The 20,511-nt window shown below is 57.8% G+C and carries 20 protein-coding genes; 11 read left to right on the top strand and 9 right to left on the bottom strand.

The features are described from left to right. Positions 1-14: 14 nt before the first annotated feature. Entirely contained in the window at positions 15-779 is a 765-nt protein-coding gene (gene pdhR / locus C1Y43_RS10100) for a pyruvate dehydrogenase complex transcriptional repressor PdhR (RefSeq protein WP_021507539.1), read from the bottom strand. 512 nt (positions 780-1,291) lie between these two features. Here pdhR and aroP point away from each other — a divergent pair. From aroP to C1Y43_RS10085, 3 genes are all read left to right on the top strand, one after another. Further along, entirely contained in the window at positions 1,292-2,647 is a 1,356-nt protein-coding gene (gene aroP, locus C1Y43_RS10095; RefSeq protein WP_021507540.1) for an aromatic amino acid transporter AroP, read from the top strand. 154 nt (positions 2,648-2,801) lie between these two features. After that, on the top strand, positions 2,802-4,208 hold the full coding sequence (locus tag C1Y43_RS10090) for a glycoside-pentoside-hexuronide (GPH):cation symporter (RefSeq protein WP_031279699.1): 1,407 nt from the start codon (positions 2,802-2,804) through the stop codon (positions 4,206-4,208). Beyond that, positions 4,205-5,158, top strand: coding sequence for a family 43 glycosylhydrolase (locus C1Y43_RS10085; RefSeq protein WP_059010281.1), 954 nt, complete (start codon positions 4,205-4,207; stop codon positions 5,156-5,158). Before C1Y43_RS10090 ends, C1Y43_RS10085 begins: the two co-directional genes overlap by 4 nt. On the opposite strand, the gene ampE is transcribed toward C1Y43_RS10085, so the two are convergent. Beyond that, a complete protein-coding gene (ampE, locus tag C1Y43_RS10080) occupies positions 5,140-5,994 on the bottom strand; it encodes a beta-lactamase regulator AmpE (RefSeq protein WP_031279700.1) in 855 nt (284 codons plus the stop codon). The genes C1Y43_RS10085 and ampE overlap by 19 nt on opposite strands. 16 nt (positions 5,995-6,010) lie before the next feature. Continuing rightward, the gene (gene ampD, locus C1Y43_RS10075) at positions 6,011-6,562 is read right to left on the bottom strand and encodes a 1,6-anhydro-N-acetylmuramyl-L-alanine amidase AmpD (RefSeq protein WP_104094010.1); all 552 of its coding nucleotides are present in this window, start codon (positions 6,560-6,562) and stop codon (positions 6,011-6,013) included. Between the two features lie 182 nt (positions 6,563-6,744). Here ampD and nadC point away from each other — a divergent pair, with 182 nt between their 5' ends. The 4 genes from nadC (at position 6,745) to hofC (ending at position 10,840) form a co-directional block, all read left to right on the top strand. After that, positions 6,745-7,641 carry a carboxylating nicotinate-nucleotide diphosphorylase gene (nadC, locus tag C1Y43_RS10070; RefSeq protein WP_104094009.1) on the top strand — a complete coding sequence of 299 codons (897 nt, stop codon included), beginning with the start codon at positions 6,745-6,747 and terminating at the stop codon, positions 7,639-7,641. A 176-nt stretch (positions 7,642-7,817) separates the two neighbouring features. Beyond that, positions 7,818-8,267 (top strand): prepilin peptidase-dependent pilin, encoded by a 450-nt coding sequence (gene ppdD, locus C1Y43_RS10065; protein WP_104094008.1) that lies wholly within the window; start codon positions 7,818-7,820, stop codon positions 8,265-8,267. Beyond that, on the top strand, positions 8,260-9,648 hold the full coding sequence (gene gspE, locus C1Y43_RS10060) for a type II secretion system protein GspE (protein ID WP_104094007.1): 1,389 nt from the start codon (positions 8,260-8,262) through the stop codon (positions 9,646-9,648). The genes ppdD and gspE overlap by 8 nt, the downstream gene beginning before the upstream one ends. Next, complete coding sequence (gene hofC, locus C1Y43_RS10055; protein ID WP_104094006.1) at positions 9,641-10,840, top strand: protein transport protein HofC; 1,200 nt, start codon at positions 9,641-9,643, stop codon at positions 10,838-10,840. Before gspE ends, hofC begins: the two co-directional genes overlap by 8 nt. A 30-nt stretch (positions 10,841-10,870) precedes the next feature. Here the strand turns inward: hofC and C1Y43_RS10050 are convergent, their stop codons facing one another. Beyond that, positions 10,871-11,911 carry a GMP reductase gene (locus C1Y43_RS10050; RefSeq protein WP_021507548.1) on the bottom strand — a complete coding sequence of 347 codons (1,041 nt, stop codon included), beginning with the start codon at positions 11,909-11,911 and terminating at the stop codon, positions 10,871-10,873. A 208-nt stretch (positions 11,912-12,119) separates the two neighbouring features. On the opposite strand from C1Y43_RS10050, the gene coaE reads away from it, so the two are divergent. Genes coaE through yacG form a run of 3 tightly spaced genes read left to right on the top strand, consistent with a single transcriptional unit; the run spans position 12,120 to position 13,682 of the window. Continuing rightward, entirely contained in the window at positions 12,120-12,728 is a 609-nt protein-coding gene (gene coaE / locus C1Y43_RS10045; protein WP_088516649.1) for a dephospho-CoA kinase, read from the top strand. Between the two features lie 4 nt (positions 12,729-12,732). Beyond that, on the top strand, positions 12,733-13,476 hold the full coding sequence (gene zapD, locus C1Y43_RS10040; protein WP_104094040.1) for a cell division protein ZapD: 744 nt from the start codon (positions 12,733-12,735) through the stop codon (positions 13,474-13,476). An 8-nt stretch (positions 13,477-13,484) separates the two neighbouring features. Beyond that, a complete protein-coding gene (yacG, locus tag C1Y43_RS10035; RefSeq protein WP_021507551.1) occupies positions 13,485-13,682 on the top strand; it encodes a DNA gyrase inhibitor YacG in 198 nt (65 codons plus the stop codon). Positions 13,683-13,708: 26 nt separating this feature from the next. Here the strand turns inward: yacG and mutT are convergent, their stop codons facing one another. Then, positions 13,709-14,104, bottom strand: coding sequence for an 8-oxo-dGTP diphosphatase MutT (gene mutT, locus C1Y43_RS10030; RefSeq protein WP_058774821.1), 396 nt, complete (start codon positions 14,102-14,104; stop codon positions 13,709-13,711). Positions 14,105-14,289: 185 nt separating this feature from the next. Here mutT and C1Y43_RS10025 point away from each other — a divergent pair, with 185 nt between their 5' ends. Then, a complete protein-coding gene (locus C1Y43_RS10025; protein ID WP_021507552.1) occupies positions 14,290-14,676 on the top strand; it encodes a transcriptional regulator in 387 nt (128 codons plus the stop codon). 40 nt (positions 14,677-14,716) lie between these two features. On the opposite strand, the gene secA is transcribed toward C1Y43_RS10025, so the two are convergent. The 4 genes from secA to ftsZ all read right to left on the bottom strand — a co-directional run bounded on the left by secA (position 14,717) and on the right by ftsZ (position 20,445). Further along, the gene (gene secA, locus C1Y43_RS10020) at positions 14,717-17,422 is read right to left on the bottom strand and encodes a preprotein translocase subunit SecA (protein ID WP_058780441.1); all 2,706 of its coding nucleotides are present in this window, start codon (positions 17,420-17,422) and stop codon (positions 14,717-14,719) included. Positions 17,423-17,499: 77 nt separating this feature from the next. Next, positions 17,500-18,000 (bottom strand): secA translation cis-regulator SecM, encoded by a 501-nt coding sequence (gene secM, locus C1Y43_RS10015; RefSeq protein ID WP_031279702.1) that lies wholly within the window; start codon positions 17,998-18,000, stop codon positions 17,500-17,502. Positions 18,001-18,271: 271 nt separating this feature from the next. After that, entirely contained in the window at positions 18,272-19,189 is a 918-nt protein-coding gene (gene lpxC, locus C1Y43_RS10010; RefSeq protein WP_031279703.1) for a UDP-3-O-acyl-N-acetylglucosamine deacetylase, read from the bottom strand. A gap of 101 nt (positions 19,190-19,290) precedes the next feature. Then, the gene (ftsZ, locus tag C1Y43_RS10005) at positions 19,291-20,445 is read right to left on the bottom strand and encodes a cell division protein FtsZ (RefSeq protein WP_021507556.1); all 1,155 of its coding nucleotides are present in this window, start codon (positions 20,443-20,445) and stop codon (positions 19,291-19,293) included. Between the last annotated feature and the right edge of the window lie 66 nt (positions 20,446-20,511).

The following is a 20,511-nucleotide window of genomic DNA, read 5'->3' as shown; positions in this document are numbered from 1 at the left end:
TTCATTGCCGTGCGTTATTCCTTACGTTGCTGTAAACGACGCAGGGAGCGTTCACGACGGCTCTGCTCCCGACTTCTGTCCAGCAAGATTTCCTCAATGAACGCCAGGTGACGATGGGATGCCTCGCGTGCTTGTTCTGGCTCACGAGCCACAATCGCCTCAAAGATACTGGCGCGGTGACCGCTCACTTTCGCCAGCATTTCGCGGCGAGCGTAGAGCAATTCGAAATTCTGACGGACGTTCTGTTCCAGCATAGGGCCCATCGAACGCAGCAAATGCAGCAGCACCACATTATGGGCGGCTTCTGTGACAGCGATCTGATACTTCATGACCGCATCGGCCTCAGCATCTAAATCGCCGCTGTCCTGCGCCTGCTGGATGTTGACGTGACAGTCGCGAATACGCTGCAGGTCTTCATCGGTGCCGCGCAGCGCAGCGTAGTAGGCCGCAACGCCTTCCAGCGCATGGCGGGTTTCCAGCAGGTCAAACTGGGATTCAGGATGTTCAGCAAGCAGGCCGACCAGCGGGTCGCTCAGGCTTTGCCAGAGATTCTGCTGTACGAAGGTGCCACCACCCTGACGGCGCAGCAGCAGGCCTTTAGCTTCCAGACTCTGGATTGCTTCGCGCAGCGATGGACGTGAGACATCAAACTGTTTGGCCAGTTCACGCTCGGGAAGCAGTTTTTCACCCGGCTGGAGCGTCCCTTCCATAATCAGGGATTCCAGCTGCTGCTCGATTGCATCGGAGAGCTTGGGTTGGCGAATTTTACTGTAGGCCATCATCCCTTCTTATGAGCCAAACGTCCGGAGTAAATTGGTAATACCAATTGAAAAATGGTGCCCGTAAAGTAACAAAGTATTCACCTTGTGTCTATATGGCCCCCCGCACACTTTCACCGCAGACACCGGTTACCGTGCGCTAACTTACCGGGATCTGGCAGAAAAGCGTCTCAGCGCGGCAAATGTTAACAGATTTCACTTTTACCAAACCTTACACTGCATTAGCGCGCACCAGGCTGCGTAGCCATAAGCGAATGCTATTCGTGTTTAAGCCTTATTCATGGCAGAAATAGCGCAAGGGAAGCGCAGAGGATGCTGCTGCTTTTTCAGCCATCTCTCAGCACAAAAAGCAAAAGCAGGTGCAAAGCGGCGCGCTTATCACTATTCTGGTCGCCAGGGTAGCTCAGGCTAGCACACAGCCCGCCGGATACCGTAAAGAAAAACGTACACAGATAGAACAGCCTTACAGTGCGCGCACTGCAGGTGCACAATAACAACATCATGAGGTTTGTATGGAACAACAGCATGGCGAAACGCTGCATCGCGGCCTGAAAAATCGCCATATTCAGCTGATTGCGCTGGGCGGTGCCGTCGGTACCGGTCTGTTTCTGGGCAGCGCATCAGTGATTAAATCGGCCGGTCCGGCCGTGATTCTCGGCTATGCCATCGCCGGTTTTATTGCCTTCCTGATCATGCGCCAGCTCGGCGAAATGGTGGTGGAAGAGCCGGTGGCCGGCAGCTTTAGCCACTTCGCCTATAAATACTGGGGCAACTTTGCCGGCTTTGCCTCCGGCTGGAACTACTGGGTGCTGTATGTGCTGGTGGCGATGGCTGAACTCACCGCCGTCGGCAAATATATTCAGTTCTGGTGGCCGGAATTCCCCACCTGGGCCACTGCGGCTATCTTCTTTGTGGTGATCAACGCCATCAACCTGACCAACGTCAAAGTGTTCGGAGAGATGGAGTTCTGGTTCGCGATTATCAAAGTGGTGGCGGTCATCGGCATGATCCTGTTTGGCGGCTGGCTGCTGTTTAGCGGCAACGGCGGCCCACAGGCCAGCGTCAGCAACCTGTGGAACCAGGGCGGTTTCCTGCCGCACGGCGTCAGCGGGCTGGTGATGATGATGGCGATCATCATGTTCTCCTTCGGCGGCCTTGAACTGGTGGGGATCACCGCCGCAGAAGCCGACAATCCACAAGAGAGCATCCCTAAAGCCACCAACCAGGTGCTGTGGCGTATCCTGATTTTCTACATCGGCTCACTGGCGGTGCTGCTGTCCCTGCTGCCATGGACGCGCGTCACCGAAGAGACCAGCCCGTTTGTACTGATCTTCCACGAACTGGGTGATGCGCTGGTGGCAAATGCGCTCAACGTGGTGATCCTGACCGCCGCGCTGTCGGTGTATAACAGCTGTGTTTACTGTAACAGCCGCATGCTGTTCGGCCTCGCGCAGCAGGGCAACGCGCCAAAAGCGCTGCTGAAAGTGGACCGTCGTGGTGTGCCGGTGGCGACCATTCTGGTCTCGGCGGTCGCCACTGCGCTGTGCGTGCTGATCAACTACCTGATGCCAGGTGAAGCCTTCGGCCTGCTGATGTCGCTGGTGGTCTCCGCGCTGGTCATCAACTGGGCGATGATCAGTCTCGCGCACCTGAAATTCCGTAAGAAGAAAGATCAGCAGGGCGTGACCACCCGTTTCAAAGCGGTGCTGTATCCGCTGGGTAACTGGATCTGCCTGCTGTTCCTGGCGGCCATTCTGGTGATCATGCTAATGACGCCGGGCATGGCGATTTCAGTGTGGCTGATTCCGGTGTGGCTGCTGGTGCTGGCCGTGGGTTATACCGTTAAAAATCGGGTACAGAAAGCCTGATGCTTCACCGGGCCCGGCACGCTGCTGCCGGGCCGATCCGCTTCACACTTTTCCCCGCCCGCGTATTTTGTCCATCATCCTGACCGATTGTTCCCCACCAGGTTACTGATTTAACGCTGATAATTTTTGCTCCACTTGTCGCAGGAGACGACTGATGAAAGGAGCAGCCCTCTCGTTCAGAGAAAAACTGGGATACGGCATGGGTGACGCCGGATGCAACATGATCGGCGGTGCCATCATGCTGTTCCTCAACTACTTCTACACCGACGTATTTGGCCTCGCCCCGGCGCTGGTCGGCACGCTGTTACTGTCAGTACGGGTGCTGGATGCGGTGACCGACCCGATAATGGGCGCAATTGCCGACCGCACACAGAGCCGCTGGGGACGCTTTCGCCCATGGCTGCTGTGGATATCGCTGCCCTACGTGCTGTTCAGCGTGCTGATGTTTACCACCCCGGACTGGAGCTACGACAACAAGGTGATCTGGGCATTTGTCACCTATTTCCTGATGTCGCTGACCTACACCGCCATCAATATTCCTTACTGCTCGCTGGGCGGCGTCATCACTAACGATCCCGGTGAACGCGTCTCCTGCCAGTCATACCGCTTTGTCATGGTGGGCATCGCCACGCTGATCCTCTCGCTGTCGCTGCTGCCGATGGCCGAGTGGTTTGGCGGCGACAACAAAGCGCGCGGCTATCAGCTGGCAATGAGCGTGCTGGCGCTGATTGGCCTGGTGATGTTTCTGTTCTGTTTTGCCACGGTGCGCGAGCGTATTCGCCCGGCGGTACCGAGCAACGATGATCTGAAGAAAGATTTGCGCGATGTATGGAAGAACGATCAGTGGGTGCGCATTCTGCTGCTGACGTTCTGTAATGTCTGTCCCGGTTTTATTCGCATGGCCGCCACCATGTATTACGTCACCTGGGTGATGGGCCAGTCGACGCACTTTGCGACGCTGTTTATCAGCCTGGGCGTCATCGGCATGATGCTGGGCAGCACACTGGCGAAAGTCCTCACCGATCGCTGGTGCAAGCTCAAGGTGTTTTTCTGGACCAACATTGCGCTGGCGCTGTTCTCCAGCGGCTTTTACTGGATCGATCCGCACGCCACCGTCACCGTGGTGATCGCTTATTTCCTGCTGAACATCCTGCACCAAATCCCGTCGCCGCTGCACTGGTCACTGATGGCTGATGTCGATGACTACGGCGAATGGAAAACCGGTAAACGCATCACCGGGATCAGCTTCTCCGGCAACCTGTTTTTCCTCAAGGTCGGACTGGCGGTAGCGGGTGCCATGGTCGGGTTTTTATTGTCGATGTATGGCTATGACGCAGCGGCGAAACAGCAGTCTGCCAGCGCGCTTAACGGCATTGTGCTGCTGTTTACCCTGATCCCCGGCGTCGGCTATCTGATCACCGCCGGCGTAGTGCGCCTGCTGAAAGTGGACCGCGCGCTGATGCGCACCATCCAGCAGGATCTCGCGCTGCGTCGCGCCAACTTCCATGACCTGTCCGCCCCTGTTCGCCGCGCAACCTCACAACCAGGAGAAATTAAATGAGCTGGCCTAACCCGTTTATTACGCAACGTGCCGATCCGTTTATATTGCGCCACGGCGATGGCTACTATTTTATCGCTTCGGTGCCCGAGTACGATCGGCTGGAGCTGCGCTATGCCAGCACGCTTAACGGCCTGATTACCGCCCCGGCCACAACCGTGTGGCATAAACCGGACAGTGGTCCCTGCAGCGCCCTGATCTGGGCACCGGAACTGCACCTGATTAATGGCCAGTGGGTGATTTACTTTGCCGCCGCGCCGTCCCGCGAAATCAAAGAGGGGCTGTTTCAGCACCGTATGTACGCGCTGGTATGTGACGATGCCGATCCGCTCAGCGGTCACTGGCAGCCGTGCCGCCGCGTGCAAACCCACCTCGATACCTTCGCCCTTGACGCCACCCACTTCGTGCATCAGGGTAAAAACTGGTATCTGTGGGCGCAAAAAGACCCGGCGATTCCCGGTAACTCCAACCTGTATCTGGCGGAGTTACTGAATCCGTGGACGCTGAAAACCCAGCCGCTGATGCTCAGCCGGCCGGAGTATGAGTGGGAGTGTGCCGGCTTTAGCGTTAATGAGGGACCGGCGGTAATTCGCCATGGCGAGCGGCTGTTTGTCACCTACTCAGCCAGCGCCACGGATGAAAATTACTGCCTCGGCATACTGAGTATTGACGCGCAGGCCGATCCGCTCGACATCAGCGCATGGCACAAATCGGCGCGGCCGGTATTTGCCACCAGCTGGGATAATCACCAGTACGGTCCGGGGCATAACAGTTTTACCGTGGATGAAGCAGGACGGGATGTGCTGGTGTATCACGCACGGAATTACACCGAAATTGAGGGCGATCCGCTGTGGGATCCCAACCGCCATACGCGGCTTAAATATTTTGTCTGGCGCGAAGACGGCACACCGGATTTCGGCGTGCCGCCTGCCGATCACACTAACGTGCCGTAGATAGTCAGCAGCGCCACTACCACGACCAGCACCAGCGAAACGCGTTTGGCCAGCGCCACGGCAACCCGTGGCGTTTCCACTTTATCCAGATGCGGATCGCGCGCCAGCGAGAACTGCGCCAGGCTGGTCAGCACCTGATACTGTGGACGATGCACATCGCTGAGCGCGGCAAACCATGCCGGCAGCGCACGCTCGCCATGGCCGAGCAGCGCATAAGCCACACCGGCCAGCCGCACCGGAATCCAGTCCAGCACGTGCAGAATGCGATCGATGCCGGACTGTGCGCGTTCCAGCGGGGAACGGTGTTTTGCCAGCCAGCTCTGCCAGGCGCGCAGAAACGCATACCCCACCAGCAACACCGGCCCGTAAGGGCCACCCACCACAAACCAGAACAGCGGCGCAAGATAGAAGCGGAAATTAATCCAGATCAGCGCGTTTTGCAGCGCCTGCAGAAATTCGCGCTCGCTACAGTCAACCGGCACGCCGTGAATCAGCGTCAGCTCTGCCGCCATCGCCTGATGGGCCGCTTCATCATCGTGGCTCGCCGCTTTAAGGTACTGATGGTAATGCAGCCGCACCGAGCCGGCACCAATACACAGCAAACCGACCACAATCCAGAACAGCAGTTGCGCCACGCCAAACAGAATGCCCTTCAGGCTCCACACCACCAGCCAGACCAGCAGCATGGCGATCACGGTCATCAGCAGCGTACGCAGCAACGAGAAGCGCTGGCGACCGCGAAACAGCGGCTCAAGCCGATGATCCAGCTGCCAGTGTTCACCTAATTTAAAAAGGCGTTCCCAACCCAAAACTAACAACAAACTAAACAACGTCATACCTGCTCCTGCGGTGTCAGGGGTGCTCCTGCCCGATAGCCTGTTTATAGCGTATCCAGTCAAATGCCGGACCGGGATCGGTCTTGCGTTCCGGCGCAACATCGCTGTGACCGGTGATACGCTGCGGCGTCAGCGGATAATGCTGCATCAGCAGGCGGGTAACCTGCTGCAGCGTAGCGTACTGGTCATCGGTGTAGGGCAGCGTGTCAGTGCCTTCCAGCTCAATGCCCATGGAAAAATCGTTGCAGTTTTCCCGTCCGGCAAACTGCGAAATGCCGGCATGCCAGGCGCGCTGGTCAAAGGAAACATACTGTACCAGCTCACCGTCACGGCGAATCAGACAGTGCGCCGCCACGCGTAACTGGGCGATATCCGCAAAATAGGGATGCGCATCAGCCGGTAGCGTACCGGTGAACAGCTGGTCGATCCACGGACCGCCAAATTCGCCCGGCGGCAGACTGATGTTATGAATGATCAGCAGCGACGGCGCTTCGTTATCCGGCCGCGCATTGAAGTGCGGCGACGGCACCTTGCGTGCGCTCGTGATCCAGCCGTGTTCCAGTTTCATGCCTGTTATCCTGAACAAAATCTGGCTGAGAATACCATGATTCCACCTCGCTGCTTGTGACTTAATGCGTTATGGCATGAGCAAGTTAAGGATACTAAACATTTCACCTGGCGTGTCTGGCAATAGCTGCAAAATCAGGCTAAGGTGAGCGCACGTAATCTGCAGGGTGGAGCCGCAAAATCATGGTGTCGCGTCGTTATAATCCCGAACATCGTCGTCAGGAACTGCTTAAACGTATTCAGCTGGATATCCCGGAAACCGTGGCGCGCGCGCTTCAGGAGGATTTAGGCGGTGACGTTGACGCTGACCGCGACATCACCGCCCAGCTGTTGCCGCAGGCGGCGCAGGCTGTAGCGCGCGTTATCACCCGCGAAGCCGGTGTTTTCTGTGGTAAACGCTGGGTGGAAGAGGTGTTTATCCAGCTGGGCAATAACGTTTCCATTACCTGGCACGTCGAAGACGGCCAACCGCTGGTGGCCGATCAGCTGCTGTTTGAATTACAGGGACCGGCGCGGTTGCTGCTGACCGCAGAACGCACCGCGTTAAACTTTGTGCAGACGCTCTCCGGCGTGGCGACAGCCGTGAACCGCTATGTGGCGCTCTTGTCTGGCAGCAATACCCAGCTGCTGGATACGCGCAAAACCCTGCCCGGGCTGCGCACCGCGCTCAAGTATGCGGTGCTGTGCGGCGGCGGGCAGAATCATCGCCTGGGCCTGTCCGACGCTTTCCTGATCAAAGAAAACCACATCATTGCCAGCGGTTCGGTCAGTAAAGCGGTGGAGAAAGCCCTGTGGCTGCATCCGGATGTGCCGGTCGAGGTGGAAGTGGAAAATCTCAGCGAACTGCAGCTGGCGCTGGCGGCCGGTGCCGACATCATCATGCTGGATAACTTCACGCTGGCGATGATGCAGCAGGCGGTTACGCTGACGGCGAAGCGCGCACTGCTGGAGGTGTCCGGCAACGTGACGGAGACGACGCTGCCGCAGATCGCCGCCACCGGAGTGGATTATGTCTCGGTGGGCGCGCTGACTAAGCACGTGCAGGCGCTCGATCTGTCGATGCGTTTTCGCGAAGTCTGACGTCTGCCCGTGCCGCCGGTGCTGGCGGCAAATTGCGAGCGGGCTTCCATCATCATGTGGCTTCGCCTGTAATGCGCCAGATTGTCTGCGCGCCCCTTTCCGGGATTGAAACGCGCCCCCTTCCGCTTTTCCCCGCCCTTTCTTACCGTTGCGGCTCCACAACAAGGAGCCTCATTATGGATAAACAACGCGGTTTTACCCTGATCGAGCTGATGATTGTCATCGGTATCGTCGCCATCCTCAGCGCCATTGGCCTGCCCGCTTACCAAAATTATCTGCAACGTGCCGCGCTGACCGACATGCTGCAAACCATGGTGCCCTATAAAACTGCCGTGGAGCTGTGCGCCATTGAGCGCGGCGGACCGGCGCAGTGTCAGGCCGGCGAGCGCGGTATTCCCGCCGCCAAAGGCTCACGCTATGTGGCGAGCCTGAGCGTGGTGAATGGTGCCATTACGCTGACCGGCCAGGAGAGCCTGACGGGGTTAACCGTTGCAATGTTGCCGATATGGAATGCGGCGGAAGGCGCACTCAGCTGGCAACGCAGCTGCACCAGCGACAACGCCAGCCTGCGCGACAGCTGCCTTGAGCAGTTCCGCTTTGCCGACAAGGAAGAAAACAATGGATAAGCCGGATAGCACCCTGCAGGCGCTGTGTGCCCGCTATCAGGCCGTAATACTGCACCATGACGCCACGCACTTGCGCGTGGCGGTCGCGGACGCGCCAGACCCGCTGTTGTTAGAGGCGCTGCAGTTTGCCAGCCAGTGCGCAGTCGAGGTTGAGTGCTGGCCCGCCGCACGGCTGGAGCAGCTGCTGCACCAGCCAGAAAGCAGTGCGGCACCGCGCGAACAGGCCAGCGCCGAGTCCGCCATTCACGCGGTGGATCAGATTCTGCGCCAGGCCATACAGCGACGCGCCTCCGATGTGCACTTTGAACCGCAGCGTCACGGGCTGCGCGTACGGCTGCGGATTGACGGCGTGCTGCATCCGCTGCCGCAGTTACCGGATGCCCCACCCGCCGCCGTGCTGGCACGGTTGAAAATTCTCGGCGGTCTGGATATCGCGGAGCGTCGGCTGCCGCAGGATGGCCAGTTCAGTCTGGAGATGGATGACAAACCGGCGGCGTTCCGCCTGTCGACCCTGCCGGTCAGCCAGGGGGAAAAAGCGGTGGTGCGCCTGCTGCAAAGCGAAAACAGCGCCATTGCGCTCGATAAGCTGGGCATGCCGGCGCCACAGCTGCGCCTGCTGAAAAACGCGCTGGCCAAACCGCAGGGGCTGATTCTGGTCACCGGCCCAACCGGCAGCGGCAAAACCTTTACGCTGTACAGCAGCCTTAGCGCCCTCAACGTGCCGGAGAAAAACGTCTGCAGCGTGGAGGACCCGCTGGAAATTCCGCTACAGGGGATTAACCAGACACAGGTACAGCCACGGAGCGGTCTCGATTTTAACCGCGTATTGCGCGCGCTGCTGCGGCAGGATCCGGACGTCATAATGATCGGTGAAATCCGTGATGCTGAAACCGCCAGCATCGCCGTAAAAGCGGCGCAGACTGGACATCTGGTGCTCTCGACTTTGCACACCAACTCGACGGCCGAAACCCTGACCCGCCTACGGCAGATGGACATTCCCGGCTATCTGCTTGGCCCGGCGCTACAGCTGGTGGTGGCGCAGCGGCTGGTGCGCCGTTTGTGCGTGCACTGCCGTCAGCCCGGCCAGGCGATTGCCCATCTGCCCGGCGACATGTGGCCCGGCACGCTGCAAACCTGGCGTGCCCCCGGCTGCGATCACTGCTTCTCGGGTTATTACGGCCGCCTGGCGCTGTTTGAAATCCTGCCGATGAGCAGCAGGTTGCAGAACGCTATCTCGGCTGATATGCCGCTGGAGCACCTGCTGACGCTGGCCGCGGAGCAGGGAATGAAAACGCTGCTGACCGCCGGGCTGGAGGCGGTGAGCCGCGGCGATACCTCTTTCGAGGAGATGCAGCGCGTGGTGGGCCTTGGCAATGGCTAATCGCTACCAGTTTCACTGGCAGGCACTGGACAGCATGGGCCTGCTGCAGGAGGGCGAGTCGCTGCAGCCCACGCAGGATGCCCTGCTCGGCCAGCTGGGCGATCGCGGCATGCTGGTGGTGAGCTGGCAGCGCGGGAAATGCTGGCGCGCGCGTGACTGGAAGTGGCAGCAGAAAATTGACCTGATGCGCCAGCTGGCGACGTTGCTGAAAGCCGGGCTGCCGCTGGCGGAGAGTCTGACATTACTGGCCAGCGGCCATCCCCATGCAGGCTGGCGCGTGCTGCTGAGCCTTCTGCAACAGCGGGTCATGGCCGGAGAGCCGTTTTCTCAGGCGCTGCGCGCCTGGCCGGATATCTTCCCGCCGCTGTTTCCGGCGCTGATGCAGGTGGGTGAGCTGACCGGACAACTGGACGAGTGCTGCCGCCAGCTGGCACTACAGCAGAGCAGGCAACAGTTTCTGCGCCAGAAAGTGGTGAAAGCGTTGCGCTATCCGCTGTTCATCCTGCTGGTGGCGCTGGCGGTCAGCGCCGGGATGCTGCTGTTTGTACTGCCGGAATTTGTTGCGGTGTACGCCAGCTTTGACGCACCGCTGCCGGCCTTTACCGCCGGCGTGATGGCGCTGTCAGCACTGTTGCAGCAGGCGGCGCTGCCGCTGCTGTTGTGCGGTGTGGCGTCCGGGTGGCTGGCGCGTCTGGCCTATCGGCGATCCGTTGCGTGGCAAAAGCGCAGCCAGCAGTGGCTGCTGCGGCTTCCGCTGCTGGCCCCGTTGTGGCGCGGCGGTCAGCTCAGCCAGATATACGCGATTCTGCAACTGACGCAGCAGGCCGGGCTGACGCTGCTGCAAAGCCTGCAGGCGGTGGAAGTGACGCTGGCCGCGCGACTGTGGCGCGATGCCATCGTGGCATTACAGCAGCATATTGCCGCTGGCGCACCGCTGCATCAGGCGCTACAGGGACATCCGCTGTTTACGCCGCTGTGCGCTCAGCTGATCCGCGTCGGTGAAGAGGCCGGTGCGCTGGATGTGATGCTGGCGCGGCTGGCGGAGTGGCACGAAGCGCAAACGCTGGCGCGCGCAGACAGCCTCGCCGCTTCGCTGGAGCCGCTGATGATGGTGGTGATTGGCGGCATTGTCGGCACGCTGGTGATTGCCATGTATCTGCCGGTATTTGGTCTGGGAGACGCCATACGTTAAACGGGCGCACGCGGCGCCCGTTGCGGCACATCAGCGGTTAAAGACGCGGTTTTCCTGCTCTGCCACACGAATAAATGTCGTGCGCTTAGTCAGCTCTTTCAGGCGCTCTGCACCGACGTAAGTACAGGCCGAGCGCAGCCCGCCGAGGATATCTTTCACCGTCTCCGCGACCGGTCCACGCAGCGGCAGACGAACGGTTTTACCTTCTGCGGCGCGGTAGCCCGCCACACCGCCCACATGACGTTTCATCGCGGATTCGGAGCTCATGCCGTAGAACAGCATAAACTGCTCGCCCTGCTCTTCAACAAGAGTGCCTTCGCACTCATCGTGTGCCGCCAGCATGCCGCCGAGCATCACGAAGTCAGCGCCGCCGCCGAACGCCTTGGCGATATCGCCCGGCACGGCGCAACCGCCATCGCTGACAATCTGCCCACCGAGGCCGTGCGCCGCATCAGCACACTCAATCACCGCGGAGAGTTGCGGGTAGCCAACGCCGGTTTTGACGCGCGTGGTGCAGACCGATCCCGGGCCGATTCCCACCTTCACAATGTCGGCACCGGACAGAATCAGCTCTTCGACCATTTCACCGGTCACCACATTCCCGGCACAAATGGTTTTCCCCGGGAAGCTTTCCCGCGCACGCTGCAGGAAGGCAACAAAGTGCTCGGAGTAGCCGTTTGCCACATCAATACAGATAAAATTGAGTTGGGGCGACAGCGCGAGGATCGCGCTTAACTTTGTGAAATCTGCTTCTGAGGTGCCGGTAGAGACCATTACGTGGCTGAGCACCGTGGCCGGTACGCGCTGGATAAAAGTCTGCCACGCTTCAACACTGTAGTGCTTGTGAACGGCGGTCAGCACGTTAAAGCCAGCCAGCGCTTCGGCCATGGTAAAGGTGCCGACGGTATCCATGTTGGCGGCAATCACCGGAACGCCGGACCAGGCGAGGCCTGAATGTTTGAAGGTGAACGTACGTTCCAGCTCAACCTCGGAACGGCTTTTCAGCGTGGAGCGTTTCGGGCGGATCAATACATCTTTAAAGCCCAGTTTTACATCTTCTTCGATACGCATAGCAGAGTGTCCTGGTTAGTGACGACGAACCGCAGTTCGGGTAGCGCTCACGGCTCCAGTGTCGTTATCATACGCGCCATTCGTTCCGCGACAAGACTGCGAATTTCACTTTATTTAAGCTACAATCCGTTAAATTTAGCTGAGAAAACCGATTGTGATCGGGCTCTCATCACGCTGCGGCAGATGAGAAAAATGTTGAGAGAACGCTATGCCTTTTACCGTTGCACTGACCGGCGGCATTGGTAGTGGTAAAAGCACCATTGCTAACGCTTTTGCCGCGCTGAACGTCGACATCATTGATGCCGATGTGATTGCCCGCGAGGTGGTTGAACCGGGCACACCTGCGCTCAATGCGATTGTGAAACGCCACGGAGAATCGATTCTGACCGCAGAAGGCACGCTTTATCGCGCGCGTTTGCGGGAAATTATTTTCCAGCAGCCGCAAGAGAAAAACTGGCTCAATCAACTGCTGCACCCGCTGATTAACGCCCGTACCCAGCAGCTGAAGGCGCAGGCGGCTTCGCCTTACGTCATGTGGGTAGTGCCGCTGCTGGTAGAAAATGGTCTGCAGCATCAGGCTGATCGGGTATTAGTTGTGGATGTCGATGAGGCCACGCAGCTGCAGCGCACCCGCCAGCGTGATGGTATCTCTCTCAGCCAGGCGCAACGGATTCTTGCCGCGCAGGCCAGCCGTCAGCAGCGTTTAGCCTGCGCGGATGACATCATTGATAACAGCGGCACGCCGGAACAGGCTTTGCCGCGCGTTGCTGAACTTCACCAGCGCTATTTACGCCTGGCAGCAACCGGACGGGATTAATATCATGAGCACAGTGGTTCTGTTTGAACACCCATTGAATGAGAAAATGCGCACCTGGCTGCGCGTGGAGTTTTTGATTAACCAGCTGCACGAAACGCTGCCGGTCAACAGCTCGGTTGCCGCACTCGGTGTATTTCGTATTATTGGCGACCTGCTGGATATCTTCGAACGCGGCGATATGCGCACCGAGCTGTTAAAAGAGCTGGAGCGTCAACAGCAAAAACTGCGTGCCTGGCTGGATGTGCCGGGTGTCGATGAACACACCGTCAGCCAGTTGCGCGATCAGCTGAAGCAGCAATCCAGCGAGCTGATGGCCGCGCCGCGCATGGGTCAGCAGCTGCGCGAAGACCGGCTGATTGCCTCCGTACGTCAGCGCCTGAGCATTCCCGGCGGCTGCTGCAGTTTTGATCTGCCGGGTTTACACATCTGGCTGCACCAGCCACAGGCGCTGCGCGATACCCTGGTGAATAGCTGGCTGGCCTCGCTCGATCCGCTGCGCAACAGCCTGACGATGATCCTCAACCTGATTCGTCAGTCGGGCGTGTTTCGCCATCAGACCAGCCTCAACGGCTTTTATCAGGATAACGCCGAGGGGTCCGACCTGCTGCGCCTGCAGCTGACGCTGGAAGATGCGCTCTATCCGCAGGTCTCCGGTCATAAAAGCCGCTATGCCATCCGCTTTTTACCGCTCGATAGCGAACGCGGCGAAGTGCCGGCGCGACTGAATTTTGAATTAGCCTGTTGTTAGAGGATGTTATGCAGGAAGAGATGATTACCGTACCTTGCCCTAACTGCGGTAAAGCCGTGATGTGGGATGAACTTAGCCCGTGGCGCCCGTTTTGCAGCAAACGCTGTCAGTTGATCGATCTGGGTGAGTGGGCCGCTGAGGAGAAACGCATTCCCAGCAGCGGTGACATGACGGAGAGTGACGACTGGAGTGAAGAGCAGTCGTGATCGGCAGGGGCACGCGGCCCCTGAGTTTAAATCTCGCCCGCCACTAAGCGGGCAATCAGGGCGTGGTTGGCCGGTGGAAATTCATCGGCCAGCAAATCACGCTGCTCGACCCAACGCTGCGGCTGACCTTCGCGTCCCCATGGCTCACCCTGCCAGCCCTCCACCAGGAAGAAATGCAGCGTAACACGCAGGTCATCGTAACTGTGGTCGGCCTGACCAATCGCTTTCGCCGCCGTCACTTCAATACCGGTTTCTTCCATCAGCTCACGTTTTAACGCCTGTTCTGCACTTTCGTGCTGTTCAATTTTTCCGCCCGGGAACTCCCATTTGTTGGCCATGTGGGAGCTTGCTGCGCGCTGGGCAAGAAAGATCTGACGACTGGCATTGCGAATGATGCCCACCGCCACCTGCAGGTGTTTCATAAGCTGGATTCCGCTTGTAGTGAGTGAGCGCTGATTTTAAAGCAGACGCCGAACGATGTTAACTGCTGTCGGCTTCACCGCGATCCTGTCGCACAGATTCCAGTTATTAAGACAGGTCGTAATGATCGCACGGCGCCATGTTGGGAATACTCGCAGCCACTTTACTCTAGCCAGGCCGACTACACATGGAACGCAAACTAACAACGTTTCTGGCGCAAGACGCACAGAAACAGATGAATACCTTACGCCATTTGGTTTTTCACGACATCCTGACGCTCGACAGCGCGCAAAACACTTTAACCTGGTGGCCAGAACAGAAGACCATCCCGCTTAATGAAGCGCAGAAGCGCTTCTTCTCTTGCCTGCTGCTGCGCATCACCTCGAAACGGCAGATTATCGCCACAGTATGGAATGAGAGCTATCCGGGGATCAGCGATAACAACTATCACCAGCTGCTGTTTCAGAGCCGGGCGTTGCTGAAACGCTATGGTTTGCCGGATGGGCTGCTGGTTACGCTGCCCTACCATGGCGTGCGGCTGAATGAGGAGAAGCTGATGGCGATTACCCGCTAATCAGCCAAAGAAAAAGGAGCCCGCGGGCTCCTTTTTGTTATCAGGCCAGACGACCGTGACACTGTTTGTATTTTTTACCTGAGCCGCATGGGCACGGATCGTTACGTCCCACTTTTCGCTCACCGCCCTGTGCCGCCAGTGCAGCGGCCGCTGCGGTGTCGTCATCGACGTGACTGAGCTGCTGCTGCTGTGCCAGGCGCTCTGCTTCTTCACGACGCTGCTGCTCCATCGCTTCCACTTCTTCCGGCATCCGCACCTGCACTTTGCTCAGGGTGCTGATCACTTCGTACTTCAGCGACTCCAGCATCGCGGCAAACATGGCGAAAGATTCACGTTTGTACTCCTGCTTCGGATCCTTCTGCGCATAGCCACGCAGATGGATACCCTGACGCAGATAGTCCATCGCCGCCAGATGCTCTTTCCACAGCGAGTCGAGCGTTTGCAGCATCACGCCTTTTTCGAAGTTGCGCATCATTTCTGCGCCGACCACTTCTTCTTTCGCCGCATAGTTTTCGCTGGCGCGGCTCATAATGCGCTCACGCAGCGTCTCTTCATGCAGATCCGGCTCTTTATCCAGCCACTCGGCAATGGGCAGATCCAGATCGAAATCATTGCGCAGACGCTCTTCCAGCCCCGGGACGTCCCACATCTCTTCCAGCGACTGCGGCGGAATGTAAGTGTCGATAGTGGCTTTGAACACATCTTCGCGGATGCTGTTGATGGTGTCCGAAACGTCAGAGACATCCAGCAGTTCGTTACGCTGGCTGTAAATGGCGCGGCGCTGATCGTTAGCGACGTCATCGTATTCCAGCAGCTGTTTACGGATATCGAAGTTGCGGCTTTCCACTTTGCGCTGCGCATTAGCAATTGCTTTGGTTACCCACGGATGCTCAATCGCTTCACCCGGCTTCATACCCAGCTTACGCATCATGTTGGACACACGATCGGAGGCAAAAATACGCATCAGCGCATCTTCCATCGACAGATAGAAGCGCGAAGAACCGGCGTCACCCTGACGGCCCGCACGGCCGCGCAGCTGGTTATCGATACGGCGTGATTCGTGGCGTTCGGTACCGATAATGTGCAGACCGCCTGCCGCCAGCACCGCATCATGGCGCAGTTTCCACGCCGCCTTGATGACTTCAATCTGCTCTTCCGTCGGGTTTTCCAGCGCGGCCACTTCCGCCTGCCAGCTACCGCCGAGCATGATGTCCGTACCACGACCGGCCATGTTGGTCGCGATGGTTACCGCGGCTGGCTGACCTGCCTGCGCCACGATATCCGCTTCGCTGGCGTGGAATTTGGCGTTCAGTACGCTGTGCTTAATACCCGCGCGCGTCAGCTCCTGAGATACCACTTCCGATTTTTCAATCGAGATGGTGCCCACCAGTACCGGCTGACCGTTAGCCGTACAGGTACGAATATCTTCGATAATGGCGTCAATCTTCTCTTTCTCGGTCATGTAGACCAGATCGGCCATATCTTTACGCACCATCGGACGGTTGGTCGGCACCACGATGGTATCGAGCTTGTAGATGGAGCTGAATTCAAACGCTTCAGTATCAGCGGTACCGGTCATACCGGCCAGTTTCTCGTAGATACGGAAGTAGTTCTGGAAGGTGATGGAAGCCAGCGTCTGGTTTTCATTCTGGATCTCCACACCCTCTTTGGCTTCGACCGCCTGGTGCAGGCCATCAGACCAGCGACGTCCCTGCATGGTACGACCGGTGTGTTCATCAACGATGATCACCTCGCCATCCTTCACGATGTAGTCAACGTCGCGGGTGAACAGTGCATGGGCGCGCAGTGCTGCCGTCACGTGGTGCATCAGCATGATGTTGGTCGGCGAGTATAGTGATTCGCCCTCATCCATGATGCCCTGACTGACCAGCAGCTCTTCCACTTTCACCAGACCGCGTTCGGTCATGTGCGCCTGACGGGCTTTTTCATCCACCCAGAAGTCACCTTCGCCCTGGAAGTTATCCGAGTCTTCTTTTTCCTGGCGCACCAGGTGCGGGATGATTTTGTTGACCTTGATGTAGAGATCGGAGCTGTCTTCGGCCGGACCCGAGATAATCAGCGGCGTACGCGCTTCATCGATCAGGATCGAGTCCACCTCATCCACCAGCGCATAGTGCAGTTTACGCTGTACGCGCTCTTCCGGACTGAAGGCCATGTTATCGCGCAGATAATCGAAGCCGTATTCGTTGTTGGTGCCGTAGGTGATATCGGCTGCATAGGCAGCGCGCTTAGCCACCGCCGGCATGCCCGGCAGGTTAATACCGACTGTCAGACCGAGGAACTCAAACAGCGGACGGTTGTTTTCGGCGTCACGCTGCGCCAGATAGTCGTTGACGGTCACAACGTGCACGCCCTTGCCGCTCAGCGCGTTCAGGTAGGCTGGCAGCGTCGCAGTCAGGGTTTTACCCTCACCGGTGCGCATCTCCGCGATGCAGCGTTCGTTGAGCACCATGCCGCCGATCAGCTGCACATCAAAGTGGCGCATGCCAAACACGCGCTTACTGGCTTCACGCACGGTGGCGAAGGCTTCGGGAATCAGGCTCTCCAGCGTTTCACCTTTTTTCAGGCGCTCGCGGAATTGATCGGTTTTCGCTTTCAGTTCGTCGTCAGACAGTTTGACGAACTCCGGCTCCATCTTGTTGATGACATCGACCACTTTACGCATGCGGCGCAGAGTACGATCATTGCTGCTACCAAAAACTTTCGTTAACAATTTGATTAACATAATAAATTTATCTCAATTCAGCCGTGACAATACGGGCTGCAAAAGCAAAAAACAGAAAAAGGAAAATAACGTTAGCGTTAAGCAATGAAAGGTCCGGCGCGGATGCCATGAATAGCAGCCTGCCAGTCAGCAGAAGAGTGAACGTTGGGCGAAACATGATGCGCTCGCGACGGCGGTGCCATCGCGGCTAAAGGTTGCGCGGGTGAAGTCAGCAGCGCCTGCAGCGAGTCAATCAGCGCCAGCTTTTGCGCCGCCAGCGGCAATGCATGCTCCGCTTCCGCGGTCGCGGGCGGCGTCATGCTGAATGAGAGATGGCGAATAACGGTGCGGATGGCGTGCTGATGCCAGTAGTCAACGTTGAAACTGGGACGGCGCGCGCTTTCCTGCAGGCGAATCAGGTGATCAAACCGCACCACCTTGCCGGTAAACAGGCTGCTGACCGGCGAATCGCTGCTGGTGGGTTCTGCGCTTTGTGCACAGGCAGGCAGGCCGAGACTGGCCGCCACCATTCCCAACAGGAGATGAGGCCAGAAATAGCGTCTGCCGAGTTGTCGCCAGCGTGAGAAAATCCCGATCACCTTTCGTCCATCATGCCAGTCATTAAGCGCTAAGCCAGAGTTGCGTTACGCACCCTGCTTACATGAGCGCCAGATAATAGCACTTATGTGGGGCTTCGACATCAGGGATTAAAGGGCTTACGGCGGATTTCACGTTTTTTTGCGCAGGGTTTGGTCGCTGGCAACAGGGTTTTGCGAGCGGGATTACAGCTTAGCGGCGGGCAATAAAAAACGGCGGGTTCCACTGACCGGAGAGGGTGTCAGGGAAGCCCGCCGTTTGATGGCTGACTAATTAAGCCAGCACTAAATTTGGCGCTTTGAAGGCCAGTGGCAGTTCAGCTTCGTCTTCGAAGGTCGCCCATTCCCAGGCTTCCTGCTTCGCCAGTACCGCCTGCAACAGTTTGTTGTTCAGCGCATGGCCGGACTTGAACGCAGAGAATGCGCCAATCACGTTATGACCACACATGAACAGGTCGCCGATGGCGTCCAGCATTTTGTGACGCACGAACTCATCTTCAAAGCGCAGGCCATCTTCATTCAATACGCGGAAGTCATCGAGGCCAATCGCACAATCTAAACTACCGCCCAGGCACAGGCCTTTAGACTGCAGATATTCGATTTCACGCATAAAGCCGAAGGTGCGCGCACGGCTAATCTGACGCACAAAGGATTCAGCCGAGAAATTGAGCTGGTAACGCTGCGAGCTTGAGTCGATCGCCGGATGTTTGAAGTCGATGGTGAAGTCGAGTGAAAAACCGTTGTACGGTTTAATCTCGGCCCACTTATCGCCATCTTCAACCCGTACCGTTTGCTTCACGCGCACGAATTTCTTCGCGCTGTTCAGCTCTTCGACACCGGCATCCATCAGCAAATAAACAAAAGGCGCGGCACTGCCATCCATGATCGGAATTTCTGGCGCATCGACTTCAACAATAATGTTGTCGATACCCAGACCTGCCAATGCAGCATTCAGGTGTTCAACCGTCGAAATACGCACGCCTTCATCATTCACCAGGCAGGTACTCAGCATGGTGTCGCGCACGTATTTTGCATCAGCCGGGAAATCAACCGGTGGATTCAAGTCAGTGCGACGATAGATGACCCCGGTATTAGCCGACGCAGGGCGTAAAGTCAGCGTGACTTTTTTGCCGGTATGCAAACCGACACCAGTCGCCTGAACAATACGTTTTAATGTCCTTTGTTTGATCATCGCATTATCTCGCAATATTACCCATCCGACCGCCAGTATAAATTACCGGCGGGCGAATACTTTAGCACAAAGAGCGGAGAATCCCAATTCTCAGGATATTCTTAGTCTGCCTGTTTACGCAGGAAGGCTGGAATATCAAGATAGTCAGGCTCTTTGCTGGATGACGCTGGCTGGTCATTCACCACTTTCGCGGCCGGTTTCTGCTCCTGCGGCAGCGGCGCCATGCCGTGCTGCTGGTAGCGATGATCCATGACCGGCTGAGTCGCAGGCTTGTTAGTCACCAGAGTGATTTCCGGACGCTTGTCCATGCCGATACCGGTCGCCACCACGGTGACGCGCAGCTCGTCGTTCATCTCTGGATCCAGCGAGGTACCGATAACCACGGTCGCGTTGTCCGAGGCGAAGGCGCGGATGGTGTTACCCACGGTTTCGAACTCATCCAGGCGCAGGTCGAAGCCCGCCGTGATGTTGACCAGCACGCCACGCGCACCCGACAGATCGATATCTTCCAGCAGCGGGCTGGAGATCGCCATTTCGGCCGCTTCTTCAGCACGGTCTTCACCACAGGCAACGCCTGAACCCATCATCGCGTAACCCATTTCTGACATCACGGTACGCACGTCGGCGAAGTCGACGTTCATCAGACCCGGACGGGTAATCAGTTCTGCGATACCCTGCACCGCACCTTTCAGCACGTCGTTAGCCGCACCGAAGGCATCCAGCAGAGAGATACCACGGCCCAGCACTTTCAGCAGCTTGTCGTTAGGAATGGTGATCAGTGAATCAACATGCTTGGACAGCTCAGCGATACCCTGCTCAGCAAACGCCATGCGTTTTTTCCCTTCGAAGTTGAAGGGCTTCGTCACCACCGCAACCGTCAGGATACCTAAATCTTTGGCTACTTCAGCCACCACAGGAGCTGCACCGGTACCGGTACCGCCACCCATGCCCGCGGCGATAAACACCATGTCTGCCCCTTCCAGCGCAGAACGCAGTGCTTCGCGATCCTCTTCCGCCGAGGTACGACCGACTTCCGGGTTAGCACCCGCACCGAGACCTTTGGTGATATTGGTCCCGATCTGAATCGTCTGGCCGACCGCCGTTTTACGCAACGCCTGTGCGTCGGTATTCACAGCGAAGAATTCCACACCTTCGATACGCTCGCGTACCATGTGCTCTACGGCGTTGCCACCGCCACCGCCGACGCCGATGACTTTAATCACCGCGTCATTGGTTAATTCCATAGGTTCAAACATGATTTCTCTCCGTTATGTGCCTGTCGCCTGGAGATCATAAACATTGCCTGATGATCTCCTTTTTCA

The sequence above is a fragment of the Pantoea sp. ICBG 828 genome (assembly GCF_002928355.1).
Taxonomy (GTDB): domain Bacteria; phylum Pseudomonadota; class Gammaproteobacteria; order Enterobacterales; family Enterobacteriaceae; genus Pantoea; species Pantoea dispersa.
Note: the sequence above shows the minus strand (reverse complement) of the source record. Positions and strands in the feature narration are given on the sequence as shown.

Bases quoted from the DNA above. Each gene is read 5' to 3' on its own strand.
- pdhR (WP_021507539.1), bottom strand. From the start codon at position 779: ATGGCCTACAGTAAAATTCGCCAACCCAAGCTCTCCGATGCAATCGAG.
- aroP (WP_021507540.1), top strand. From the start codon at position 1,292: ATGGAACAACAGCATGGCGAAACGCTGCATCGCGGCCTGAAAAATCGC.
- C1Y43_RS10090 (WP_031279699.1), top strand. From the start codon at position 2,802: ATGAAAGGAGCAGCCCTCTCGTTCAGAGAAAAACTGGGATACGGCATG.
- C1Y43_RS10085 (WP_059010281.1), top strand. From the start codon at position 4,205: ATGAGCTGGCCTAACCCGTTTATTACGCAACGTGCCGATCCGTTTATA.
- ampE (WP_031279700.1), bottom strand. From the start codon at position 5,994: ATGACGTTGTTTAGTTTGTTGTTAGTTTTGGGTTGGGAACGCCTTTTT.
- ampD (WP_104094010.1), bottom strand. From the start codon at position 6,562: ATGAAACTGGAACACGGCTGGATCACGAGCGCACGCAAGGTGCCGTCG.
- nadC (WP_104094009.1), top strand. From the start codon at position 6,745: ATGGTGTCGCGTCGTTATAATCCCGAACATCGTCGTCAGGAACTGCTT.
- ppdD (WP_104094008.1), top strand. From the start codon at position 7,818: ATGGATAAACAACGCGGTTTTACCCTGATCGAGCTGATGATTGTCATC.
- gspE (WP_104094007.1), top strand. From the start codon at position 8,260: ATGGATAAGCCGGATAGCACCCTGCAGGCGCTGTGTGCCCGCTATCAG.
- hofC (WP_104094006.1), top strand. From the start codon at position 9,641: ATGGCTAATCGCTACCAGTTTCACTGGCAGGCACTGGACAGCATGGGC.
- C1Y43_RS10050 (WP_021507548.1), bottom strand. From the start codon at position 11,911: ATGCGTATCGAAGAAGATGTAAAACTGGGCTTTAAAGATGTATTGATC.
- coaE (WP_088516649.1), top strand. From the start codon at position 12,120: ATGCCTTTTACCGTTGCACTGACCGGCGGCATTGGTAGTGGTAAAAGC.
- zapD (WP_104094040.1), top strand. From the start codon at position 12,733: ATGAGCACAGTGGTTCTGTTTGAACACCCATTGAATGAGAAAATGCGC.
- yacG (WP_021507551.1), top strand. From the start codon at position 13,485: ATGCAGGAAGAGATGATTACCGTACCTTGCCCTAACTGCGGTAAAGCC.
- mutT (WP_058774821.1), bottom strand. From the start codon at position 14,104: ATGAAACACCTGCAGGTGGCGGTGGGCATCATTCGCAATGCCAGTCGT.
- C1Y43_RS10025 (WP_021507552.1), top strand. From the start codon at position 14,290: ATGGAACGCAAACTAACAACGTTTCTGGCGCAAGACGCACAGAAACAG.
- secA (WP_058780441.1), bottom strand. From the start codon at position 17,422: ATGTTAATCAAATTGTTAACGAAAGTTTTTGGTAGCAGCAATGATCGT.
- lpxC (WP_031279703.1), bottom strand. From the start codon at position 19,189: ATGATCAAACAAAGGACATTAAAACGTATTGTTCAGGCGACTGGTGTC.
- ftsZ (WP_021507556.1), bottom strand. From the start codon at position 20,445: ATGTTTGAACCTATGGAATTAACCAATGACGCGGTGATTAAAGTCATC.